The sequence below is a fragment of the Rahnella sp. R3(2024) genome, from assembly GCF_042920125.1.
Lineage (GTDB): Bacteria > Pseudomonadota > Gammaproteobacteria > Enterobacterales > Enterobacteriaceae > Rahnella > Rahnella rivi.
On the sequence record NZ_JBHGBU010000002.1, the window covers coordinates 270,370 to 293,063 of the forward strand.

The 22,694-nt window shown below is 54.5% G+C and carries 17 protein-coding genes and 1 pseudogene; 9 read left to right on the forward strand and 9 right to left on the reverse strand.

Annotated elements, in window-relative coordinates:
* Window positions 1-467: 467 nt before the first annotated feature.
* The 3 genes and pseudogenes from ABSH60_RS21660 to ABSH60_RS21670 form a co-directional block, all read right to left on the reverse strand.
* Window positions 468-663 (reverse strand): annotated as a pseudogene (locus ABSH60_RS21660) (RHS repeat-associated core domain-containing protein); the annotation flags it as partial.
* A 203-nt stretch (window positions 664-866) separates the two neighbouring features.
* On the reverse strand, window positions 867-2,078 hold the full coding sequence (locus ABSH60_RS21665) for an RHS repeat-associated core domain-containing protein (RefSeq protein WP_390976110.1): 1,212 nt from the start codon (window positions 2,076-2,078) through the stop codon (window positions 867-869).
* A 99-nt stretch (window positions 2,079-2,177) separates the two neighbouring features.
* Window positions 2,178-5,927: a hypothetical protein gene (locus tag ABSH60_RS21670; RefSeq protein WP_390976112.1), complete on the reverse strand. Its 3,750-nt coding sequence runs from the start codon at window positions 5,925-5,927 to the stop codon at window positions 2,178-2,180.
* A gap of 350 nt (window positions 5,928-6,277) precedes the next feature.
* On the opposite strand from ABSH60_RS21670, the gene ABSH60_RS21675 reads away from it, so the two are divergent.
* From ABSH60_RS21675 to ABSH60_RS21705, 7 genes are all read left to right on the forward strand, one after another.
* Window positions 6,278-8,092 (forward strand): hypothetical protein, encoded by a 1,815-nt coding sequence (locus tag ABSH60_RS21675; protein WP_390976114.1) that lies wholly within the window; start codon window positions 6,278-6,280, stop codon window positions 8,090-8,092.
* A gap of 340 nt (window positions 8,093-8,432) precedes the next feature.
* Window positions 8,433-9,587 carry a mandelate racemase family protein gene (locus ABSH60_RS21680; RefSeq protein ID WP_056780159.1) on the forward strand — a complete coding sequence of 385 codons (1,155 nt, stop codon included), beginning with the start codon at window positions 8,433-8,435 and terminating at the stop codon, window positions 9,585-9,587.
* A 51-nt stretch (window positions 9,588-9,638) separates the two neighbouring features.
* Window positions 9,639-11,282 carry an ABC transporter substrate-binding protein gene (locus ABSH60_RS21685; RefSeq protein WP_390976116.1) on the forward strand — a complete coding sequence of 548 codons (1,644 nt, stop codon included), beginning with the start codon at window positions 9,639-9,641 and terminating at the stop codon, window positions 11,280-11,282.
* A gap of 41 nt (window positions 11,283-11,323) precedes the next feature.
* Window positions 11,324-12,340, forward strand: coding sequence for an ABC transporter permease (locus ABSH60_RS21690; protein WP_122096808.1), 1,017 nt, complete (start codon window positions 11,324-11,326; stop codon window positions 12,338-12,340).
* Window positions 12,337-13,242, forward strand: coding sequence for an ABC transporter permease (locus ABSH60_RS21695; RefSeq protein WP_056779852.1), 906 nt, complete (start codon window positions 12,337-12,339; stop codon window positions 13,240-13,242). Before ABSH60_RS21690 ends, ABSH60_RS21695 begins: the two co-directional genes overlap by 4 nt.
* Complete coding sequence (locus ABSH60_RS21700; RefSeq protein ID WP_122096951.1) at window positions 13,214-14,080, forward strand: ABC transporter ATP-binding protein; 867 nt, start codon at window positions 13,214-13,216, stop codon at window positions 14,078-14,080. The genes ABSH60_RS21695 and ABSH60_RS21700 overlap by 29 nt, the downstream gene beginning before the upstream one ends.
* 24 nt (window positions 14,081-14,104) lie before the next feature.
* Window positions 14,105-14,875 carry an ABC transporter ATP-binding protein gene (locus tag ABSH60_RS21705; RefSeq protein WP_136377276.1) on the forward strand — a complete coding sequence of 257 codons (771 nt, stop codon included), beginning with the start codon at window positions 14,105-14,107 and terminating at the stop codon, window positions 14,873-14,875.
* A 58-nt stretch (window positions 14,876-14,933) separates the two neighbouring features.
* Here ABSH60_RS21705 and ABSH60_RS21710 read toward each other — a convergent pair whose 3' ends face one another.
* The 6 genes from ABSH60_RS21710 to ABSH60_RS21735 all read right to left on the reverse strand — a co-directional run bounded on the left by ABSH60_RS21710 (window position 14,934) and on the right by ABSH60_RS21735 (window position 20,610).
* Complete coding sequence (locus tag ABSH60_RS21710; protein WP_056779855.1) at window positions 14,934-15,413, reverse strand: hypothetical protein; 480 nt, start codon at window positions 15,411-15,413, stop codon at window positions 14,934-14,936.
* 166 nt (window positions 15,414-15,579) lie between these two features.
* Window positions 15,580-16,536 carry an HpcH/HpaI aldolase/citrate lyase family protein gene (locus tag ABSH60_RS21715; protein WP_390976120.1) on the reverse strand — a complete coding sequence of 319 codons (957 nt, stop codon included), beginning with the start codon at window positions 16,534-16,536 and terminating at the stop codon, window positions 15,580-15,582.
* The gene (locus tag ABSH60_RS21720) at window positions 16,536-17,615 is read right to left on the reverse strand and encodes a cysteine protease StiP domain-containing protein (protein WP_390976121.1); all 1,080 of its coding nucleotides are present in this window, start codon (window positions 17,613-17,615) and stop codon (window positions 16,536-16,538) included. Before ABSH60_RS21720 ends, ABSH60_RS21715 begins: the two co-directional genes overlap by 1 nt.
* Before the next feature lies 1 nt (window position 17,616).
* Window positions 17,617-18,390, reverse strand: coding sequence for a hypothetical protein (locus ABSH60_RS21725; protein ID WP_136375039.1), 774 nt, complete (start codon window positions 18,388-18,390; stop codon window positions 17,617-17,619).
* Window positions 18,383-19,525, reverse strand: a complete 1,143-nt coding sequence (locus ABSH60_RS21730) for a phosphoribosyltransferase domain-containing protein (protein WP_390976124.1) — start codon at window positions 19,523-19,525, stop codon at window positions 18,383-18,385. The genes ABSH60_RS21725 and ABSH60_RS21730 overlap by 8 nt, the downstream gene beginning before the upstream one ends.
* Complete coding sequence (locus ABSH60_RS21735; protein ID WP_056779871.1) at window positions 19,522-20,610, reverse strand: ATP-grasp domain-containing protein; 1,089 nt, start codon at window positions 20,608-20,610, stop codon at window positions 19,522-19,524. Before ABSH60_RS21735 ends, ABSH60_RS21730 begins: the two co-directional genes overlap by 4 nt.
* Window positions 20,611-20,932: 322 nt before the next feature.
* Here ABSH60_RS21735 and ABSH60_RS21740 point away from each other — a divergent pair, with 322 nt between their 5' ends.
* Both ABSH60_RS21740 and ABSH60_RS21745 read left to right on the forward strand, forming a co-directional pair.
* Complete coding sequence (locus ABSH60_RS21740) at window positions 20,933-21,520, forward strand: TerD family protein (RefSeq protein ID WP_056779874.1); 588 nt, start codon at window positions 20,933-20,935, stop codon at window positions 21,518-21,520.
* Window positions 21,520-22,692, forward strand: coding sequence for a TerD family protein (locus ABSH60_RS21745; protein ID WP_136375038.1), 1,173 nt, complete (start codon window positions 21,520-21,522; stop codon window positions 22,690-22,692). Before ABSH60_RS21740 ends, ABSH60_RS21745 begins: the two co-directional genes overlap by 1 nt.
* The last annotated feature ends 2 nt before the right edge of the window (window positions 22,693-22,694 follow it).

Here is a 22,694-nt window from a genome sequence, read left to right on the forward strand (position 1 = left end):
CCGTGCGAGATTATCCGAAATACTTTCCAGTGAGTGTTCACTCAGCCCGATATTGTGGTTTTGCAGGAACGTGTTCACGAATTCCACGCCCTTAGGATAAATGGAATCCTCGCTATAGTTTTTCGGGATACGTGACCCTAAAAGCTTTCTACGCACCATCCCCGGATTTTCCGCCATCGCCGGATCAGGAAGAGGCATAATCTCCTGAGCGCCTGAGGGGAGTTGAATTTCAGGCGGTGCGATGCTTTGTGCAGAACCCGCTTCCGGCGCTGCTTCGTGCAAGGACCGCAGGGCTGAGGACTTGGTTTTCTTAAGTATACTTTCCGAAACCTGAGTGGCACTGGTACTGGCGGATTCCGCCTCCAGGGCACTCATGCTGGCTTCCTGGCGGACGACTTTAGGGACGGCGTTGAGTTCCTCTACGGAATCGAGAACCGTATTCACAGCCGTGAGTATTTTCCTGAAGAGTGCATGCCCGCTCGGATCCACGTTATTGACCGGATCCGCCTCGCAATAGACATAGGCATTGATCCCGCCTTTACCAAAGGGGCTGAGGCTGTCGGGGCAGGTAAAGCGCATTAATACCGGGCTGTAAGCGCGATAACCATTCCCTAAATGACTGCTGCCGGTCAGCGGGTCATGACGTTCACCATTAAAGCCCGGCGTAGTCTCGTGCAGATTATTCGTGCTGCCTGAGGGGCCATAATGGAAAGTCTGTCGGGCTTTTCCGTCAGTCGTTAATAACGTGCATCCGGTCGGGCTGGTGCCTGTAAGTTTTAATGACATGTCGATATTCCTTTAAAGAAAATGAACGGGCTACTCCTCCTGCCACCAGACTGGCGTCATAGCCCAGGGGTGACGCAGGATCATTGCGCCTGCGGTGCATTTTTAAAGTGGGCTGATTTGTAGGATTTCTGATGCAGGTCGCGGTTATTCATGCCAAAAATTCCCGCCGCCTTAATCATCCCGTTTTGGCTGTCATTTTCGGCTGAACTTTCAGATAACGCCGTCTGGTTAATTCCCTGTGCGTCAGTCTTTGTCTGCAAACGGGAAGGGTGGTATCCCATGGACTGAAGATAAGTGTTCCGCGCAGGCGTGCCCTGTATACCGGTCGATTTACGTACATCGGGTGTCTGAACTGAACGGGAGGCCCGGTTAGTGTTGAGCATCAGTCTTGAACCACTCACATTCATGTCCGTGAGATAAAGCGAAGGCTCCACGGCTGGCGAATAGGCATTCTGCGCAGCCATGGCCTGTTCCAGCGCAAAATGGGTAGAGACGGACATTTCCGCCGTGACGGTTTTGGCATTTTCGGCCAGTTTTCGGCCTAGTTTGGTGTAGAAAGAGGCGGCGATGCCTCCGTATTCCACACCCAGCCCTATCGCCACTTCGGCCACCGTAACCGACGATGTTTGAATTGCGGTACCTATCGCGGCATTGACAACCCCCAGCGTTGCCGCGCCCTGCAATCCTGATAATCCCGCGGTGCTTCCGGCTACGGCGACAGCGCCGGCCACTTCTGCACCTGCTCCTACGGCAGTCCCCACTCCCGCGAAAGCCGCTGAGGTTGAGGCCGTTGCCGTGGCGGCTGCGAATTCTGCTGTCGTCATGGCCGCACCTGTCCCGACGGCTGCACCCGCCGCCGCACCGGCCTCAGCACCGGCCGTCAATCCCGCTGCCGCTCCTGTGATGGCAGCGCCTACGGTTTGAATGGCAGAGGCAGCAAGCGAGGAGAATAAAGACGCGAAGAAGGTGATCAGGAAAAAGTGCCCTGACGGGTCAGTGTGGTTAATGGGATCGGATCCGCAATACACATAAGGGTTGATCCCGCCTTTCCCAAAGGGGCTCAGACTGTCCGGGCAGGTAAAACGCATCAGCGCAGGACTGTACGCGCGGTAGCCGTTTCCCAGATGATTCACGGCGGTGAGGGGATCATGACGCTGACCGTTAAAACCCGGCAGCTCCGCGTCTTTTTCGCTGGCCGTGCCCCAGGGTGAATAATTAAATCGGGTGGTTTTCCCCTGCTGTAACGCGCATAAGGGCGTACCGCTGAGGAAATTACCTGTTAATTTCAACATTGTGTTCTTCCTTAATAAAATCTGTGTGGCGCACCCGTCATGTGCCGGGTGCGTGAGAAACACTCAGAAAAGCCTGCGGGAATCCCGCGGGTTGAGTCCTTAACTGGTGAAGCCGTCTTCGCTGACTGCCGCACTGCCGCTGTTTCCCGGAATAAATCGGGTGATTTTCTGGGTTTTGCTGCATGCCTCATTGACCAGACGTTCGCCGGTATAGAACAACTGGCGGTCATCACCGGTCAGCGACTGCATGACCAGCTTATTCAGCGCATCGTAGTGGTAAGTGCTGAGCGGCTTGTTACTGGCATCACAGATGCGGGTCAGACGCCCAAGGGCGTCGTAACTCAGCATCCGGCCCGCTTCGTCCCGGGTCATGCGACCGTTGGCGTCGTATTGCAGAACAATGTGCGCCGGATAACAGGCCGTCAGGGAATGCTTCACTTCTGTCAGCTGGGTCGGATCCTGAGAATTGGTAAAGAGGAAGGTGGCAGTATCGGTGCCGCCGCCCGCAATCACCGTCACGCACCGGGTGATGTTGCTCAGTGCATCGAGGGTGAAGGTCTGTGATTTTACCGGCTGGCCATAGCCGTCAACCGTCGGCTCACTGCCACTGCATTCGTATTTAATCAACCGGTTACGGACATCATAAGTGAACGTCTCCGAGCGGATGACGGTGCTGGCGTCAGAAACCTGACGTGTCGCGATCAGATCACTGGCGGTAAAGGTTTGCACGATGCTCAGCGCACTGGCACCGGAAGGCGAAATCACCCGTTTAACTTCACGGTTAAAATCATCCCAGGTCAGTGTGGTCAGCAGACGGGTGCCGTCTTTCGCGAGTGCATTCTGCGAACTGACGCGGCCAGCGGCGTCATAAGCGATACTCACGGTCACTTGCGGATCGCTGATGGTGATCACCCGGCCATAATCGTCGTAATCCAGCGTTTGTTCGTTGCCTGCCACATCAATGTATTTGAGCGGCTGACCTTGCAGGGTCCAGGCGTAGCCTGCCGTGCGGGTCTGTTTGCCCGGCATAAAGAACGTTTCCTGCTGCAATTCACCGGTTGGCCACCAGCTCATGGTTTTGCTGCGGCCATTGGCTTCATGCGCTTCGAGCATTTTTCCCGTCTGTGTCGCGTAGATAAAGCGCTGATCGATATCGCCGCTGCTGCTTTTCACCGACGCCACGGCATCGTCAAGCTCGGTAATGTAGGCATAATTGAGCTGATTTTTCATGTTGTCGCGCACGGTCGCAGGGGAGGCGCATGCCCCTGAGTAGGTGTAAGTCTGGGTGCGGCCACCGCTGACGCTGGTGGTCAGACGGCCCAGGCCATCAAAGGTTTGGGTGCCCAGCAGCAGGGCATTGCCCCCTTTCGGTGTGACGCTAACCGAGGTGATCAGTTTGTCGGTCGAGTTCGGATCGTAGGTTTTTGTCACCACGGTGCCATCCGGCAATGTCTGGGTGAGCATGCGGCCAAAGACGTCCCAGGTGTAATGCGTCACATTATTCTGCGGATCAACGTGTTCACGCACGCGTCCAAGCCCGTCGTGGCGCAGTTGCTGTGTGGACATCTGCACGCCGGCGGCAGTCACTTTGGTGATTTTGTCAGCCAGGTTCTGCTTGTTATACAGCGTGTTCTGAGAAGCCAGTTTCAGCGTACTGCCACGGGTGACCTGTAGCTGTTCGATTTTTTCACGGGTAATCGGGTCGAATTGTTGCTGTTGTTGCTGGCCGGAACTCAGCACTTTCATGTAGTTCTGGCCCCAGCTGTCAAACAGGACATTTTGCGCAATCAGCATTTTGGAACTGGTGTCGCCTGGGGTTTTGTAATCGGTGTCCTGCGTTTTAATCAGACGGCTGGAGGCATCATAAAGATGCTCTTTGATCTGATAGAAGGTAGCGGCGCTTTTGTCTTTGTCGTTCAGCCATTCGGTAAGAACACGGCCCATGCGGTCAAAGTGTTTGCGGTGCGCGTTCCCTTCATTATCGGTGTAGGTGGTGGTGATTTCGCTGGCCTGGCCGCCGCTGGTTTTCATCGCATAAGCGATTTTCAACTCATTACTAAAGCCGTTATCCGGATTGATCACGCGGCGGACGAGGCGTCCGAGTGAATCGTAGTTCAGCCCGGTTTTTACGCCTTGTGAATTGATAAATGCCCGCAATTTATTGGTGAAACGTGAATGCTCGCGCTGAGTGGTTTGCGTGGTGGCGTCATGGCCGGTAAAGGTGCGGGTGTGGATCAGTGATTCGCCGGATTTCACATAGGTGAACGCGTTTTCAGACGTCGTTTGCACCCTGTTACCCACGCGTACCCGCGCCTTTTGAATTCGGCCATAGCTGACTTTATCCGACGCGGTGGCGTGATAGCTTATCTCGCGCACCAGTTGGCTCACGCCGTCGTTCAGGCGGGTCATTTTCACCGGGACAATATGGAAAGCCGCGCTGGTGCGATCGAGGGTCGCCAGCTTGTCGAATTTGCTATAGGTCAGTTCAACCGGCGCGTCAAAGCTGGTGGGTGCGGGCGTGATCTTGCGGCTTTTCTCAAAGCGCACAAAACCGTGCGGACAGGCAGGGCAGCCGGTATCCGCCGTGGTTTGCGATTCGCCCGAGGCAGGGTAATAAACGATTTCGGTCAGCGCGCCGACGGGATCAATCTGTCTGGTCAGATTGCCGCTGGTGTCATATTCGGTGGTGGTGGTTTCCGAATATTTTTTGGAGCCGCTGTTAATCCAGGTAATGGCCTGTTTTTTCAAACACTGCAGTTGCACGGGCTGCATGTCGAACGATTTGCCGGCGTCTTCGTAGTAGGTCATGGCGGTTTGTTTGTTGTCGCCGCCCTGTTTTTCCTCCGATAACGTCATCAGGTGGTAGTGGTTGTAGACGCGGCGGGTGGAAAGCGGGTTCGGTGAGGTGTTATCCACGACCTTTTCAGTACTTTCGTACACATAACTGCCCGGCAATGAATAGGTGTAATCGCTGTCTGCATTCCAGGCGGTGCTGCCGCCGTAGCCAAGATAGTTATTGCTGCTGTAGGTATAGGTACGCACCAGATCTGGCTGGCCCATACCCGGTTGGATCGTGTAACTGACCACGGCGGGCAGCGCTTTCTGGCCGGAAGAGGCCGGGAATTTCATCAGATCCTTCTGGTACACCACCGATTTTTTCAGCCCCAGCGGCGTGGTCATGCCGGTCAGGATCTGGCTGTTCATCAGTCCTGCGGTATAAGCAAGGCTCCAGGTTAAGGTGATGTCGGCACTGGAATGGCTGAGGGCGGTGAGGAAATTATTCTGTGTGGTCAGCGTGATGTCATATTTTTCGCTGTTGTTTGGCGTGAAATGGAAAACCGTGTTGGCCAGATAGTCAACGGCGCAGTGAACGTCATTGTCCATATCCACGACTTTTGTCAGGCGTGGCGTGCCGTGTGTGCCATCCCAGGTGAGCGTAAGATAATGTCCAAAAGCACCAATAATTTTTACCGGCAAATAGAGATTCTGGCACACCAGCCCCAGCACTTCGGTAATGCCACTTTTATGCACCACCTGATAACCCGAAGACGTTTTTGTCATGACAAAGGTTTTCAGTTTCATCTGGCGCACGCTTATCGTGTTGCCATTTTCATTGATCACATAATGTTCACCGGTATTCAGCGTCACGCGTTTCTTCTGACTGTCATACATCGTCATGCCGGTCGTAAAACCCAGACCAAAACCGATATTGGTTTCTGATGTGGGGGAATAGCTGATGGTAAAGGGAATTTCAGGTCCGTTGCCGCTATTACCGACAATGTTTCCGAGGCTCAGGCTTGCACTGTAAAGGCCTGTGCGTGGATCCACTTCATCATTCACTGAACTCATAAAGTTCTTCGTTTGTGTATAATAATTTTCACTCATGATTCATTCCTTTTTTTCATATAACGTCATTGTAAAAACAGCTATCCGTCAGGAACTCGCTCTGTTTCTCGTCATTAAACTGCGTTGTGACTAAATGACAGGGTAATAGTTTCGGCGTATAAATCATGTCATTGCTTCTCATTTTGTTTTTAATCCGTTTCGACAATGATTGTGAAGCGTGAAGTGATATAAAAAAATATCAGAAAGAATGGCTTTGATACGCAATGAGTTGTTCAGTTCGGCTTTTTCGCTATTGTTTTTCCCGTCGCCACTCCTATCGGTGGTGCGTCATTTAATTAATAAGGATAATGATTATGTCTGACACAGAGAGCAATAATGAATTTGGCAACGACGTTTTGGATAATAGCAACCGCGTATTGGATGGCTATGATTTGGCCAGCAGTGTGTGGGCCAACTTTGATCACTTCGAAAAGCTGGAGCTTTTCTTAAAATATAACGATGAACAAAACGGGCTCATCAATTATAATCTGAAAAATAAGACACAACTGACGGTTAAAGTCAGAGCTCGTGCTGTTGATAAAAACGGGAAAATCTTATCCCTCACCGTCGCTGATTTAAAAAGCGTTGCCTGTCTGTGTGTGTATGAATCAGACAGTAGTTTCTATCAGAATAATGGTTCGTGGAAGCTTTACCAGAAAAGCGATGGCTCTGATTACCAGCCAGTATTAACAGAGAAATTATCGAATCAAAATACCTATGATATTTACGGGGTAGGTAAAGAAACCGGAGATGCAGAATGCGATCTCTATATTGCGCCTAACGGCACCGCCTTTGACCTGGTGAATATTGCCGTCCATCTGGATATCCCGGGGCACGGACGTTCGGGCACGGCGAAAGGTAAAGCCACTGGTGCTTATCCCGAGTGTTATATCTCTGTCAGAGGGATAACCAGCGTATGGGATGTCTGCGAGAGTATCTCGAGCCTCGCAATTTCCTATGCGGAAAGCACCAATTCAAAATCTACGCTGTATGCTAACGGCCGTAACCAGGCTCCGGCGAAAATTTCAGTCTCTGCGGTGGATGCCCAGGGGCATTACCTTAATCTGATGGTCAGTGATTTTATTACTGAGTATAAGAAACAGTATTCAACTCCACGCCTCGAACTGATTAATACGCACAATAATGATGATGTGCTGGTTTTTAATGGGACAAAAGGTGCGTGCTATACCTTTACCGCCAATGAATGGAATAATCCGGTTAATTATGCTTCCGGACCCCGAGTCATTGCGTCAGCGGATAACGGTATTTGTGATATACCGGTTTATATTTACAGCCATACTGCCAGCGCAGGAAAAGATATTTCTGTACGCCTGAATATTCCGGATGTTGCCTGTATTACCACTGCACTGACCTCGACAGGGCAATGGTCATCTTATGCTTCGTCTAAAGTGACATTGACATTTTTAGCAAAAATTGATTATTCAGATGTTTCAAAACTGACGATTGTCGAGAAAGGCTGGAGTACGCTCTGTGATACCGTGCATATTACGTATCATGCCAATAACTGGGGTGGGTCAAGTCATTCGCAAAGTAATGCGGTTGTCAGGAGTAAACAGGTTTTAATTAAGCCTGATGTCGGAAATTCTGAGGTTAAACTCCTGAATGAAAAAACCGCTGTTCTTAACCGAACTCATTGTGCGCCATACAACACAAAAGAGAAAATCGGGATGTACGGTTATAGCTCAGCACATTCAGCCGATACTTATGTACAGTCACTTCTTGATTATACGCCAGAGCACGGCGGGCATATTGTTGCCTGGGGTGTGGAAGTTCCGCCTGACATGAAGAAATTCGGTTTTCTGTTTACTTCAGGGCATGATTGTCAGGATGAGACAAATTATGAGCCGTATGCATACCACTACATGCTGGATATAAACGAAAACTGCGGGAAAAGATCCTGGATCGTTTCACCGGCCAGCGTCGAAGGCGTGGTCACGCTTCATGCATTGGAAGCGTCTCACAGTATCGACAATTATTGTCACCACTTGCCGGCATGGACACCCAAAATCAATCCGGTAAAAGTCACGGTCTGGGATAATTTCGGTAATACCGGTACCTTCCAAATCTCCTGGGATCAGCGCACCTATACGCCGACGATTTCCGGTTAATCAGGCGCTTTATTCCTTCCTCAAATTGCCCTGGCACATTGTGTCAGGGCTTTTTATCCCTACATTCTTTCCGCCTACTTCCAGTACAGATCACACTTCTTCCTGCTTTCGTGAAAATGCTCACATTCCCCCGTGCGGATGCACAAACATACGGCAAAATTTTCGGCTTTTAGCCGTGGAAATGTGCAAAAAAAGTGGCTAACTTCAATTATGAAACGCTATTTTATTAATGTTGGATTGCGGTTTTAACGAAGTGTGAGTGCGCTCACAAAGCCGATGGAACGCGCAATTTGGAGCGCCCTGACGGGTGTTAACTCTCTCAGTAATGGCAGGTATCGCTGTGAAAATACGTTCTGTTGAAGTTTCTGTTTTTACTTATCCGACTCGCCGTGTTTCCGACAGCGCGGGTCATTCGCATCCGGGTGAAGAAAGTCTGGCAAAAATGGCGATGTTAACCATCACCACCGATGAAGGCGATTGCGGGTATTCCTTCGCGCCGCCGGAAGTGGTGCGTCCGCACGTCGTGAACGCCTTTTTCAGAAAAGTGCTGATCGGTCAGAACCCGTTTGACCGCGAACGCCTGTGGCAGGATCTGGTGCACTGGCAGCGCGGCAGTGCGCATCAGCTGACCGAACGGGCGCTGTCGTTTGTCGAGCAGGCGCTGTGGGACCTGATTGGCCGCAAACTGAAGATGCCGGTGCACAAACTGCTGGGCGGCTTTCGCGAGAAAGTGCCGGCGTACGGCAGCACCATGTGCGGCGATGAGCTGAAGGGCGGGTTATCGACGCCGGATGAATTCGGCCAGTTTGCCGAAAAACTGGTGGCGCGCGGTTATCAGGCCATCAAGCTGCACACCTGGATGCCGCCGGTGGCGTTTGCGCCAGACCCGAAAATGGACATCAAAGCCTGCGCCGCCGTGCGTGAAGCGGTCGGGCCGGATATCGAGCTGATGCTCGACGGTTATCACTGGTACAGCCGCAGTCAGGCGCTGACCATCGGCAAGGCGCTGGAAAAACTCAACTTCGCGTGGTTCGAAGAACCGATGGAAGAAGAAAGCATGGCGTCTTACGCGTGGCTGGCGGAAAACCTTTCCATTGATGTGATCGGGCCGGAAAGTCTCGGCGGCAAACATCACAGCCGTGCGGACTGGGTGAAAGCCGGCGCCTGCGACATTTTACGCGCCGGAGCCAACGGCGTGGGCGGCATCTCGCCGTGCATGAAAGTCGCCAGCCTGGCCGAAGCCTTCGGTATGGACTGCGAAGTGCACGGCAACGGCGCGGCCAGCCTGGCCGTGGTCGGCGCTATCCGCAACTGCCGCTGGTATGAACGCGGCCTGCTGCACCCGTTCCTTGAATATGACGAACCTGCTGCGTACCTCAACAGCATCGTTGACCCGATGGATGAACAGGGTTTTGTTCATCTTTCTGACCGCCCTGGCCTCGGAGAGGACATCAATTTTGATTACATAGAAACCCATACCGTCAGCCGAGACTGACCTGCGGGCAGAAAAAATAATAAACCTCTGACTCTACCCGGAAGGTACATCATGAACACAGGCACACCCTTCGGGGCGTGGATCCTCGCGCTCCTGCTTACGGTGAGTGGCGGGGCGGTGCAGGCGAAAACGCCGCCCGACCAGCTGCTTATCGGTATGAACATGAACAACCTGCTGACGCTCGATCCGGCCGCGATGACCGGCAACGATATCGTCGGCATTGTGGTGAATCTCTATGACCCCCTCATTGAGCTCGATCCGCAAGAACTGACGAATGTCCGCCCGGCGCTGGCGACCTCATGGGAGGTCAACGACGTCCGTAATCTGATCACATTCCATCTGCGCGAAGGCGTGACATTCCACTCGGGCAATCCGGTCACCGCAGACGATGTGGTGTGGTCGATGCGCCGGATCCTGCATCTGAATCTGGCGCAGGCATCGGTGTGGAAATCTTACGGTTTCACCAAAAAGAATGTCGATGAGATGGTGCGCACGCCGTCACCGGGTATTGTCGAAATTCAACTGCCAAAACCTAACGATCCGAAACTGGTGATTTACTCACTGGCCGCGCTCGGCAGCGTGGTGGCGTTAGACCGCAAAACCGTGCAGGCGCATGAAGTGAATGGCGACTGGGGTAACCGCTGGCTGACCACCAACGAAGCCGGTTCAGGGCCGTTCCGCCTCGACAGCTGGCAGGCGAAAGACGTGCTGAACATGAGCCGTAATCCGCAGTACTGGCGCGGTGAACCTAAATTGTCGCGCGTGGTGTTCCGTCACTTTCAGGAATCCCAGACCCTGCGTCTGATGATTGAAAAAGGCGATCTGGATATTGCCAATAATATGGCGGTGTCCGATGTGACGGCCCTGAGCCACGATCCGGCAATGAACGTCGATACGGTGAAAAAAGGCACCATTTATTACGTGGCGATGAGCATGAAAGAGCCGCATTTCGCCAACCCGAAAGTGCGCGAAGCGGTGCGCTATCTGATTGATTATCAGGGTATCGGCAAGGCGCTGATGAACGGTTATGGCATTGTGCATCAGCGTCCGATTCAGGTCGGTATGCCTGCCACGCTGCCGGATCCCGGCTATACGCTGGACATTCCGCGCGCCAAAACCCTGCTGGCAGAGGCCGGTTATCCTGACGGTTTTGATACCACGCTGCGGGTGCTGGCCGATCAGCCGTTCCTTAATATCGCGATTGCGGTGCAGTCCACGCTGATGCAGGCGGGCATTCGCGCCAAAATCGTCACCGGTACCGGCAACCAGATTTACGGTGCGATGCGTGAACGCAAGTTCGACATGCTGGTCGGGCGCGGCGGCAGCGGCGTGGAACCGCACCCGCACTCCAGCCTGCGCGCACTGGTGTATAACCCGGACAACAACGATGCGGCGCGGCTGACCAATTTTCAGGGCTGGCGCACCGGTTTTTATGACAAACAGCTCAACACGGATATCGATCATGCGCTGCTTGAGCGGGATCCGGAAAAGCAGAAACAGGATTACTTCGCCATTCAGGAACGCTACGACGCGCTGATCCCGGCGCTGGTGCCGCTCTCACAAATGGTCGATTCCATCGTGGTGCGCAAGGACGTCAAAAACTATCTGCCGCATCCTTCTGCCACCACGTTCCTGCGTGACGTCTATAAAGACGATAACGCCGACGCTCAGCCAACCGGAGGTAAAGGGTTATGACCATGCAAATTCCGGCTCCTGCTACTAAGCAAACTGCACGGATGTCGTTCCCCGCCGGGCGAATTGGCAAACGTCTGGTGCAGGTAGCGGTGACGCTGTTTGGCCTGCTGCTGCTGACGTTTTTTATTGGCCGCGTCATGCCGGTGGATCCGGTGCTGGCGATTGTCGGCCCGGATGCCGACCACAGCACCTATCAGCAGGTTTACCATCAGCTCGGCTTTGATAAACCGCTGTGGACACAGTTCGGCATCTACCTTTCCGGGCTGGCGCACGGTGATTTTGGTAACGCGCTGCTGACCGGTAAACCGGTGACGCAGGACATTCTGCGGGTGTTCCCTGCCACCATGGAGCTGGCGACGCTGGCGATCATCCTCGGCGCAGGCGTCGGCATTCCGTTAGGCGTGCTGGCAGCGGCGAAACGCAACAGCGTGGCGGATTACGTGGTGCGTATCATCAGTCTGGCCGGTTATTCCACCCCGATCTTCTGGGTAGGGATGATGGGATTGCTGGTGTTCTATGCCTGGCTCGGTTGGGTGGGCGGCGCAGGGCGTCTGGATTTCAGTCTCGACGGTCAGGTGACGCGTCACAGCGGTTTTATGCTGATCGACTCAGTGATTGCCGGAAACTGGGAGGTGTTTCGCAACGCGCTTAATCACCTGATCCTGCCTGCCTCGCTGCTCGGTTTCCACTCGCTGGCCTACATCAGCCGCATGACCCGCAGCTTTATGCTGGCGCAGCTTTCACAGGAATTCATCATCACCGCCAGGGTCAAGGGGCTGAGCGAATGGGATGTGCTGTGGAATCACGCGTTCCGCAACATTCTGGTTCAGCTTCTGACCGTGGTGGCGCTGGCGTACGGCTCACTGCTGGAAGGCGCGGTGTTGATCGAAACGGTATTTTCCTGGCCGGGCTTCGGTTCGTATCTCACCAGCAGCCTGATGCTGGGCGACATGAACGCGGTGATGGGCTGCGTGCTGGTGGTTGGCATGATTTTTGTGGTGCTGAATCTGCTGTCTGACCTGCTGTATCAGGTCTTTGACCCGAGGACAAAAGTATGACCCTTTCCCTCGATTCTGTAACGCTCAGCGCGGGCGATGAAAAACGTCAGCGCGTGAAAAGGGCGTTTGGCCGGGTAGGCCATTTTCTGTGGCAGATGGCGTGCAATCCGCTGACGGCCATTGGTGGCGCGATTGTGCTGGTGCTGATGATTGTGGCGATTTTCGCCCCGTGGATCGCTCCGTTCCACCCGCTGGTGCAGGATTTAAATAACGCGCTCAGCCCGCCGTCGGCGGCGCACTGGTTCGGCACCGACGAGTTTGGCCGCGATATTTTCAGCCGTCTGGTGTATGGCTCGCGCATCACGCTGTACATCGTTCTGCTGGTGTCGGTGACCGTGGGCCCGCTCGGGTTGCTGCTCGGTGTCACTGCCGGTTATTTCGGCGGTAAAACCGACATGGTGCTGATGCGCGTCACCGATATTTTCATCTCCTTCCCGAGTCTGGTGCTGGCGCTGGCATTTGTTGCCGCGCTCGGGCCGGGGCTGGAGCATGTGGTGATCGCCATTACACTCACTGCCTGGCCGCCGATTGCGCGTCTGGCCCGTGCCGAAACGCTCTCATTACGCCAGGCCGATTTCATTTCAGCCGTGCGCCTGCAAGGGGCAAGTCCGGTGCGGGTGCTGTGGCGTCACATCGTGCCGCTGTGCCTGCCGTCGGTGATCATCCGAATCACCATGAACATGGCCGGGATTATCCTGACCGCTGCCGGACTGGGTTTTCTCGGCCTCGGCGCGCAGCCGCCGGACCCGGAGTGGGGCGCGATGATTTCCAGCGGCCGTACGTACATGATGGAGTGCTGGTGGGTGGCGACCATCCCCGGTCTTGCGATCCTGATTAACAGCCTGGCGTTCAACTTTTTAGGAGATGGCCTACGTGACATCCTTGATCCCCGGAATGACTGACGCTCCGGCGTTACTCGACGTGCGCGATCTGCACGTCAGCTTTGTGAATGGTCGTCAGGTGACTCAGGCGGTGCGCGGCGTTTCTTTCCAGCTCGGGCGGGAAAAACTGGCTATCGTCGGTGAGTCGGGCTCCGGGAAATCCACCGTCGGGCGCGCCTTGCTGCAACTGCACCCCGCGAAAGCGCGGATCACCGCCGAGCGGATGCAGTTTGGTGATGTTGATTTGCTTAACGCCACGCCGAAGCAAATGCGTCAGGTGCGTGGAAAACGCATTTCGATGATTATGCAGGATCCGAAATACTCGCTGAACCCGGTGCTGTGCGTCGGCGACCAGATTGCCGAAGCATGGCGTTCGCACCACACATGTTCCTATCAGGAGGCCAAAAGCAAAGTGCTGAACATGCTCGATGTGGTGCGCATCCGCGAACCCGAACGGGTGTACGGCCTCTATCCGCACGAGATTTCCGGCGGGCAGGGGCAGCGCATCATGATCGCCATGATGCTGATCACCGATCCGGAAATGGTGATAGCCGATGAACCCACCTCAGCACTGGATGTGTCCGTGCGTTTACAGGTGCTGGCGCTGCTCGACGATCTGGTGAAAACGCGCGGTCTGGGGCTGATATTTATCAGTCACGACATCAATCTGGTGCGCAGCTTCTGCGACCGGGTGCTGGTGATGTATGCCGGACGCGTGGTCGAATCTATTGCTGCCACCGATCTGGATAACGCGCAGCATCCCTACACGCGCGGCCTGCTGAATGCGTTGCCGGACATGGATAACCGCCGTTATCCGCTGCCGGTGATGCAACGTCAGGCCAGCTGGCTGACCGACTAAGGAGCCAACATGACAGCGAAAACCATGATTGACGTGCGTAACCTGAACCTGACGTTTGGCGAAGGGGCGAAAACCACGCAGGTGCTGACAGAGGTGAATATTGCCGTGCGCGAAGGCGAGATTTTCGGGCTGGTGGGGGAATCCGGATCGGGTAAAACCACGGTGCTGAAATGTCTGGCAGGGCTGTTTACCCACTGGAAGGGTGAACTGGAAATCGACGGCCAGCAGCTCGAACACCGGATTGGCCGTGACCGCTGCCGGCTGGTGCAGATGGTGTTTCAGGATCCCTACGGTTCGCTGCATCCGCGCCACACCATCGGCGATATTCTGGAGGAGCCGTTGCAAATCCACCGTATTGACCAGCGGGATCAGCGGATCAATTCCATTCTGGAGAAAGTCGGCCTGAACCGGGCGTTTCGCAGCCGCTATCCGCATCAGCTTTCCGGCGGCCAGCGTCAGCGCGTGGCCATTGCGCGTGCGCTGATCCTCAAACCGCGCGTGTTGTTGCTCGACGAACCGACGTCTGCGCTGGATGTGTCAGTGCAGGCAGAAATTCTCAATTTGCTGTTCGATCTTCAAAAAGAGGAAGGGCTGACGTATCTGATGGTGACGCACGATTTGGGCGTTATTGCCCATCTGTGCCAGCGTGTCGCGGTGATGAAATTCGGCAGGATCCTCGAGACGCTGGAAACCGATGCACTGCTGCGCGGGGATATTCGTGATGATTACACTCGCGTGCTGGTGGATGCCAGCCGGGATTACAGCCGGGAAATGGCGGCGAAAGTGATGTTGTAAGGTGCGCGTGTACTGTCGTTCCGGTCTGAATGCCGGAACGACAGAGAAAGTCATGAGGTTATTTTTGCAGTGATTTTTCCGGCTGGCGCAGTGCGGTCATCACGTCAGCAATACAGCGGTCAACCAGCATTTCTACGGCATCACTGCGCGACGTCTCCACCAGCATCGCCAGGCGGTCGATTTTTCTCACCACCGACATGCGCAATGACAGCGACACTGTCTTTTTCTTTTCTTTATCCAGCGAGACGTGGCTGACCTGCTCTTCGGTTTTGAGATCGCCACTGGAATGTAAGGCCTGAGCCATCTGACGCAGGGTCTTTTTATCCAGCGAGCCCGCGTCGGTCATCTGATAAGAGTGCGTGGCTTTGCTGTATTTGATCTCAGCAGAATAGGTTTCGCGTAATTCCTTTAACGCCCGCGTCAATGTCGGTTCTGAACAGGCAAGCCGGGTGATGACTTTTGTCGCCGACACCGGTTGCCCGGTACCGAGCAATTGCGCCAGTCGGAAAATACGTGCTTGTCGTGTGCTGAGTTGCATGGTTAGTCGTTGCCTGTCGTCGTGTTATGGGCGATGGTGCATAGAAAATGTCAGTACACATCCTGTATCTCCTTCCCGTGGTTCTTCCTTTCCTTGGCGCCTGCAGGGCCAAAAATCCTATCAGGTCTTTCCTCAACATCAGCTAAATCAATCTGTCGCAATGGTGTTAGTTCAGCTGATTGGCCGTGAAAAATCTGACGCCGTCCTGTGTCTCTTCCTGCGCAATGCCGTAAATCTGTGCCTGTTCAAGCACGCGTGCGGCCCAGCGACGGTGAGTCGCGGGTTCACACATTGCGCCCTGGGATTTAAACACGGCCTGACTGGAGTTGAGAATCCGCAAAGCATCGGCGTGATCGGCGGATGTCACCATCAGCGCACGCTCAATTTTGGCGATCTGATTCGGATGAATGGCCGTTTTTCCCACCAGACCGTGCGCCATGTCCAGCGCCAGTTCTTTTTCCATCACGTCGTGATCGTCAATATGTTCGCAAACCGGCGATGTCAGGGCGAAATCCCGTGAGCCGAACACGGCAACCAGCATCTTGATCACGTAACCCATCGGGCTGTCGTACAGCGTCAGGTTGCGGGGACGGCGCAGCGAAATCACGTTCATCAGGTCATTGCCACCAATACGCAGGGCGATGATGCGTGAGTGACACGGATGGGCGAGCAGTTCGACGGCGAGTTTGCGCATTTCAGTGACGTCAAAAACTTCTTCCGTTTCCAGCGTTGGCATCATGCACAGGTGAGTATCTTTCATGATGTCCCACCATACCGGCAGAGACTCCAGCGTGAACTTCGGCAACACCAGCCCGTCAACCGGCGTGAGATCTTCCGTTGCGGTCAGGAACTTGCCCATTCCGGGATGACGCGGGCGGATAAACACCAGCGGCCAGTCAGCGCCCAAACCCGCATCCTTGGCGGCTTTCAGTGCGTTCAGCACCTGCTTCAGATTTTGCAGCGCGGCGGGCACGTCGGCGTCGCTGACCGCATCTTCAAGACAGATGACGATCGAGCGCAGCCCGTCAATTTCGTTGTGCAGAATACTGCCCGCGATGTCGTTGCGGGTGGCGGGCATGTATAGCGTGGCGCCCAGCCGGTATGGCGATAGTCTCTTTGTCATCAGTGAACCTTTTTAATAATGGTGACGGCACGGTATTGGCCGATGCGGTCACCGACTTCAGTGATGGTGATGTTTTTTTCGCGGGCGAGATAGACCAGCAGGGCGACGTCCGGATCGTTCACCGAACGCACCAGAACGTGTTCCGGCACGCGACGCAAAACGGCGCGGGTGGCCTCGGCAATGCCCGGTTTAATCCGGTTAATGCTGGAAATGTCATATTCGGCGGCCAGTGAAGAAATCACCTGCTCGCTGCGTATTTTCAGATGCACATACTCCTGCGGCACCCAAGTGCTGGCCGGAATGGCCGTGAGATCCAGCGAGCGGCGACACCCGGCCACGGTATCCACCAGCAGGCGGCTGCACTCAAATTCGCTCAGGTGATCGCACTTCACACAGCCGTGCAAACCTTCTGCAGACCAGATCGAACGTGAAATCAGACCTGAAACCGGCGCACCCATGATGCCAAACGGGATCAGCCAGTCGTCGTCGCTGGCAGCCAGCCAGGAAACGCCGCACGGGTCGGCCAGCACCACGAGACGCGGATCCTGTGGATAGCCCGCACGATTTTCCAGCGAACGTCTCAGCTGACCGGTGATCGCGCCTTTTCCGGTCCAGCCATCGACAAACACGATGCCTTCGGTGCCGTGTTGCGCTTCAATCCAGTCCATTGCCGTGTCGTCAATGCCACGGTCACGGATGATACTCACGCCGTAGTGGTGAGATGTTTTACCCATCTCCCGCAACGCCTGATGCAGCATCACGCCCAATGGCACACCGGCGCGCACCAGGCTGACGAGGATGACCGGCGTCTCGCCAAAGCGGTCGGCCAGCGCCTTCGCCAGCATCACCACTTCTTTCGCCAGACGTTCTGCGCCTTGTTCCAGTGCACGGGCAAATAAGTCCAGATGCCAGGCGGTCGGTTCAGGTTCCTGACTCAGCATCTCGGAATAATGCTTTTCACCGGACTGGATCAGCTGTTCTTTTTGCTCGACCGGCGTCATTTCCATTTCCACCGGCTTTAACAGAAAGTGCACGTCCTCTGGCAGGTATGAGCCTGAAAAAGGGATAAAAGGCTGCATGTTATTTCTCTCCGAAAATGTGCTGGTTGATGTGTTCAGCAAACTGACTCTGCTGTGGCATGCCAAACCAGTTACACAGTTTCATAAAACGGTGATCGCTCAGGCTGTCGCCCAGACCGATGACCGGGAACACGCCGCGCTCCGCCCGCAATTTCTTCAGTAAGTATTGCGTGGCCAGGCCTTTTTCAACCGGCAGCGGCAGCCAGGCAATGTTGTTGCTGTTGCGATGAATATAAAAACCTTCGGCAGGGAACAGGGCTTCGATCTCTTCGCCGAGGGTATAGAGTTCGTCGAGGCGGGTGCTGTCGGTGTGCTTCATCACCAGATAGATCGGGGTGTCGCCGTATTCATAATTAATACGCGCCCAGCCGTTGATCTTGCGCTCCGCCATCAGCGCCGTGATGCCCTGCTGCATGTTCAGCAAACGCTCACGAAAAGGTGCCAGACTGTCGAGAATATGGGCTTTCCACTCTGCGTCCGGTTCGCCCTGGGGCGTCAGAATGACCGCGCCGTGAGTGGCGATCGCCCAGGAGTTGAAAGGAATGGTCACGCGGCTTATCTCTTCGGTACCGCGGGCGGTGACCGGAATAAAGTCAGCGTTTTCAAGCAGCCAGTCCACCAGCATAGATTGTTCTTCGGTCATAAAGCTGCGCGCAGACATCGAGCGGTCTAAGGCCCCCGGACGGAAAGGCTCGAGGTCCAGTTCATCGACCATCTTACGGCGCGTCTGAAACAGAGTATCGTCCAGATCGGAAAGAATGACCGGCTTATTCATACACAACAACCTCAACAGTATTCGCCACGTTTTTCAGGGCATCGAGCAGGGAAGGATCAACGCTGTCGGCAGGGGTTTCAATACACAGCAGAATGCGATCAAAATGCTGATGCGCGACGTTGTAAACGAAATTCGGAATGCCCAGACCGTAGTTGTCGGTGAATGCAATGGCGGATTTGATGGCGTAACCGGTAGAAATCGGTGAGCGGGTGGTGCAGCTGAATTTCACGTCTGCCCCGGTTTTCTCCAGACGTTCCGCCAGCAGAAGAGGTTCCCAGACAAATTCCCCCGAACCTAACACCAGCACTTTTTCGCCCACGGCTGCCGTGAGGTGCTTACCCAGGTCGCGCGCCGGGATCGCCATGCCCAGACGCCCCCAGCTCTGTTTGCCGGTGATGGCGACGCTGCCGGTGGCGGTTACGTTCACCGCTGGCATTACCGGTACTGGCGCATCGGGTTTCATTTCCCAGTGCCAGTCGCCCTGAACCAGCGACACGGGCGTGACCGGCAGCGGGCAATTGGCTTCAATCGCGTTACCGCTCCAGTCTGTCAGTGTGACCGTGACCACACGTTCGAGTTGTGACAGCCCGGCATCCGCGCGCAGCGCTTCCAGCAGATTAATAAAGGTGTTGCCGGTGGTCGCTTCGTCATCGATCAGCACCAGACTGCGGGCATCCCGTACGCGGTCGCGCAACACCGGGTCTGCCGGATGGTAGATCAGGTGGTCTGTGGCATGGCTGTGATTTTCTTTGAATTCACACAGCAGATCGCCCTCAACCGGATGACGTGTTGATGTCAGATACACTGAATTCGCATAGCGGCCTGACGCCTCATCATAAACCCCCGCGCCCAGCCCTACGGCCGTCTCGGCCATGCCGATAAACAGCACCGGCTCTGGCAAATCGGTGGGGATTTGCACGGCCAGCTGGCGGTAAGCGGATCGCATAACCGAAGGGGCAATCGGAATATGACGTCCGAGCACTTTGCTGACGAACAAAAATGCGCGCTTCGGATTGCGGCGTTCAGCGATATCAAATAATGCATCCAGCGAATGTGTGCCGCCGGTCGGGGTCACGGTCAGCGTACCGCCGGAAAGCTCACGGCGATAAACAGAAGTGGCGTGGGACATACTCATGCGTTTCCTTGGCCTGAAGACAGGTTGTCGAGCGAAGTGGTGTAAGGGATGACATCCGTCATAGAACGCACAACCGCAGGAGAGAAGCTCTCCGTTGCCGCGTTCATGGCCTGCGTTTCGTTGAGCAAACCCAGTTTGCGGGCGGCGAACAGGCCGGGCAGATTGACGCCGCTGTGGCGGGTATAACCGATACCGCCGGAGGGGCGCATATTAATTTCCAGCAAAACTGGCTCGCCGTGATCGTTGTTGCGGGTCTGAACATTCACCAGACCGTCGGCCTGCATGACTTCAGCGCAACGCTTGCCCAGTTCATAGGCTGCCCCCGATTGCTCTAGATATTGCAGCGCGCCTTCTTTGCGGCGCGCAACGGCCGCGATGACTTTACCGCGCTCCACCAGCATATCGACCGAATATTCGGGGCCGGGCAGGTAAGGCATTAACACCAGCGGCTCGAAGATTTCCTGCTGTTCCAGGGCGTGCAGATACATATCCGGACGCACTTTGCGGCTGTCAGGATGGGTGAAAGCGGCCATATGGCCCACATTGTCATCAAAACGCCAGAATCCCATGCCATAAATACCGACAACGGGTTTCACGCACAGCATGGTCGCACCGGACCAGGATTCGGCGCTGGTATTGTCAGCCAGATGCCCGCGTAATTCTTCTGCCGATTCAATGCGGATCGACGGCACAACCGGCAGTCCGTGTTGTTGCATGGCGAGGGCGAAATCCACTTTATCGTCGGCCAGTTCAAACATGGCGTTGCTGACAGCGCCGGTGGTCAGCGTGACGCCCGACGCAACAATGTCCGCCCGGTGGGTTTCAAACCACTGGCAATTACGGCCAGTGTGGATGGCATTGACACCGTACTGCGCCACGGTTGCGGTGATAAAGGCCAGGCGTTCTTCATCTTCTGCCGGTTCGATGAGCGCGATGTCCGCCAGAGAAAGAATTTCATTTCTGTGATGGCGATGGGAGGCAATGACGGTGACATCTTGATTTGAAGATTTAAAAAAGTCTTTGATGCCCAAAATAATGTCGCGCTGTGACGACAGACCTTCCATTAACCAAATTACGTGACTCATCGGCGTATATATTCCAGAAATGAAGAGGGGAAAAAGAATTATTTGAGAGTCTAAGCAGGGATTTTAACCATGTCAATCATAACATGATTCATATCTGGATGTTATCAATTTGTCTTTTATCATACGTTTGGCAACGTCTGTTTTCGTCAAAAAACGTAAATTATCAAAAAATAAATATTTAATATCAAAGAATTAACTTTTGTTAAGGAAATTAGTGTCAAAATGTAGCTTGTGCAACTACTTCGTCATGATATGATTTTTCAGCACATGGATTTCTGATTCGAAAAAATAATGATTTAACCTATCTCTGAAGGAATAACTAATGGTTTCATTAAGCAAGAACCAAACTGTTTCACTCAGCAAACAAACGTCTTCGTTGAATCAACTCCAATTCGGTTTGGGTTGGGATCCTTTGAAAAAGAAAAAAGGGTTCCTGGGTGGTCTTTTAGGCGGCGGCAGCGATTCAATTGATTTAGACGCGGGATGCGTTCTGTTAGACCGCACTGGCCAGACCATCGACACCATCTGGTTCCGCAAGCTGAAGTCAAGCTGTGGTTCCGTTGTCCATTTGGGTGACAACCTGACCGGTGAAGGCGATGGCGACGACGAAGTGATCACCGTTGACCTGACCCGCCTGCCTTCTCAGGTAGAGTATCTGGCCTTCACGGTGAACAGCTTCCGTGGTCAGACATTTAATGAAGTCGATAACGCATTTTGCCGCGTCGTCGATCAGTCCCGTAAGGAACTGGCCCGTTATCAGCTGACGGAGCAGGGTTCTCACACCGGTATCATTATTGCCTCATTGTCCCGTAACAACGGCGAATGGGACTTCACCGCACACGGTAAAGCCTCCACCGGCCGCACAATTGACGATATGCACGCAGATATCGTGGCAACGGTGGTGCGCTAATGACGATGACGCCGGGGGGCAACGCCTCCATTCCTTCACAGGTATTGACGGTACGCGTACTCTCTGGCGTCGCGGTCGATGCCTCATCGTTTCGTCTCTACGCTTCAGGCAAGGTGCAGGGCGATCCTGACATGGTGTTTTACGGCCAACCCGTCAATGACGATGCGTCTGTAAAGCTGAGCGGCGCAGGCACGGACACCGCCTTTACCGTGGATATCAACCGCCTGCGGCCTGAAGTGCAGAAGCTGGCCTTTACCGCCACCTGCGACGGCAATATGACGCTTTCAGGCCTGAAGCGCCTGACCATTCAGGTGGAGCAAAACGGCAATGTCCTGCTGACCGGTGACGTTGATGTTACAGGCCGTCAGGAAGCCGCGCTGATTTTGGGCGAAATTTACCGCCGCAATGCGGAGTGGAAATTCCGCTTCATTGCTCAGGGCTTTAACGGCGGCCTGAAACCGCTGGCAGAGCACTTCGGGGTAGATATTTCGGATGCTCCGGCACCTGCTCCAACGCCTGCCCCAGCACCGGCACCGACCCCTGAACCTGCTAAAATTAGCCTGAGCAAAGTGTCGCTGACCAAAGAAAAACCGACGATCAGCCTGGCGAAGCGGGATAACTTTGGCGAAATCAAAATTAACCTTAACTGGAATCAGCAAAGCAGCACCGGTTCCGGCGGCGGGATGTTCGGCGGTATGTTTAACAAATCCAAAGGTATCGATCTGGATTTGGGGGCATTTGTCGAATTGCAGGACGGCACTAAAGGCGTGATTCAGGCACTGGGGAATACCTTTGGTCGTCTGAATGCAGAACCCTATGTTCAGTTGCAAGGCGATGACCGCACCGGTCAGGTGCGTGACGGCGAGTGGCTGCACATTAATGGCCGCGAGTGGAAGAAAATCCGCGAAGTGCTGATCTACGCGTTCATCTATGAAGGCGCAGCAAGCTGGGATAAAACGGACGGGGTGGTCACGATGCACATTCCTGAACAACCGCCGATCGAAACGCGCTTAACCGAAGGGTCGAACCGCCACAACATGTGTGCGATCGCCCGTCTGGTCAATGACAACGGTGCGATCAAGGTGGAACGTCTGAACCAGTTCTTCAGCGGTCACAAAGATATGGATAACGCGCTCGGCTGGGGCTTTCGCTGGTCTGCTGGCTCTAAGTGACA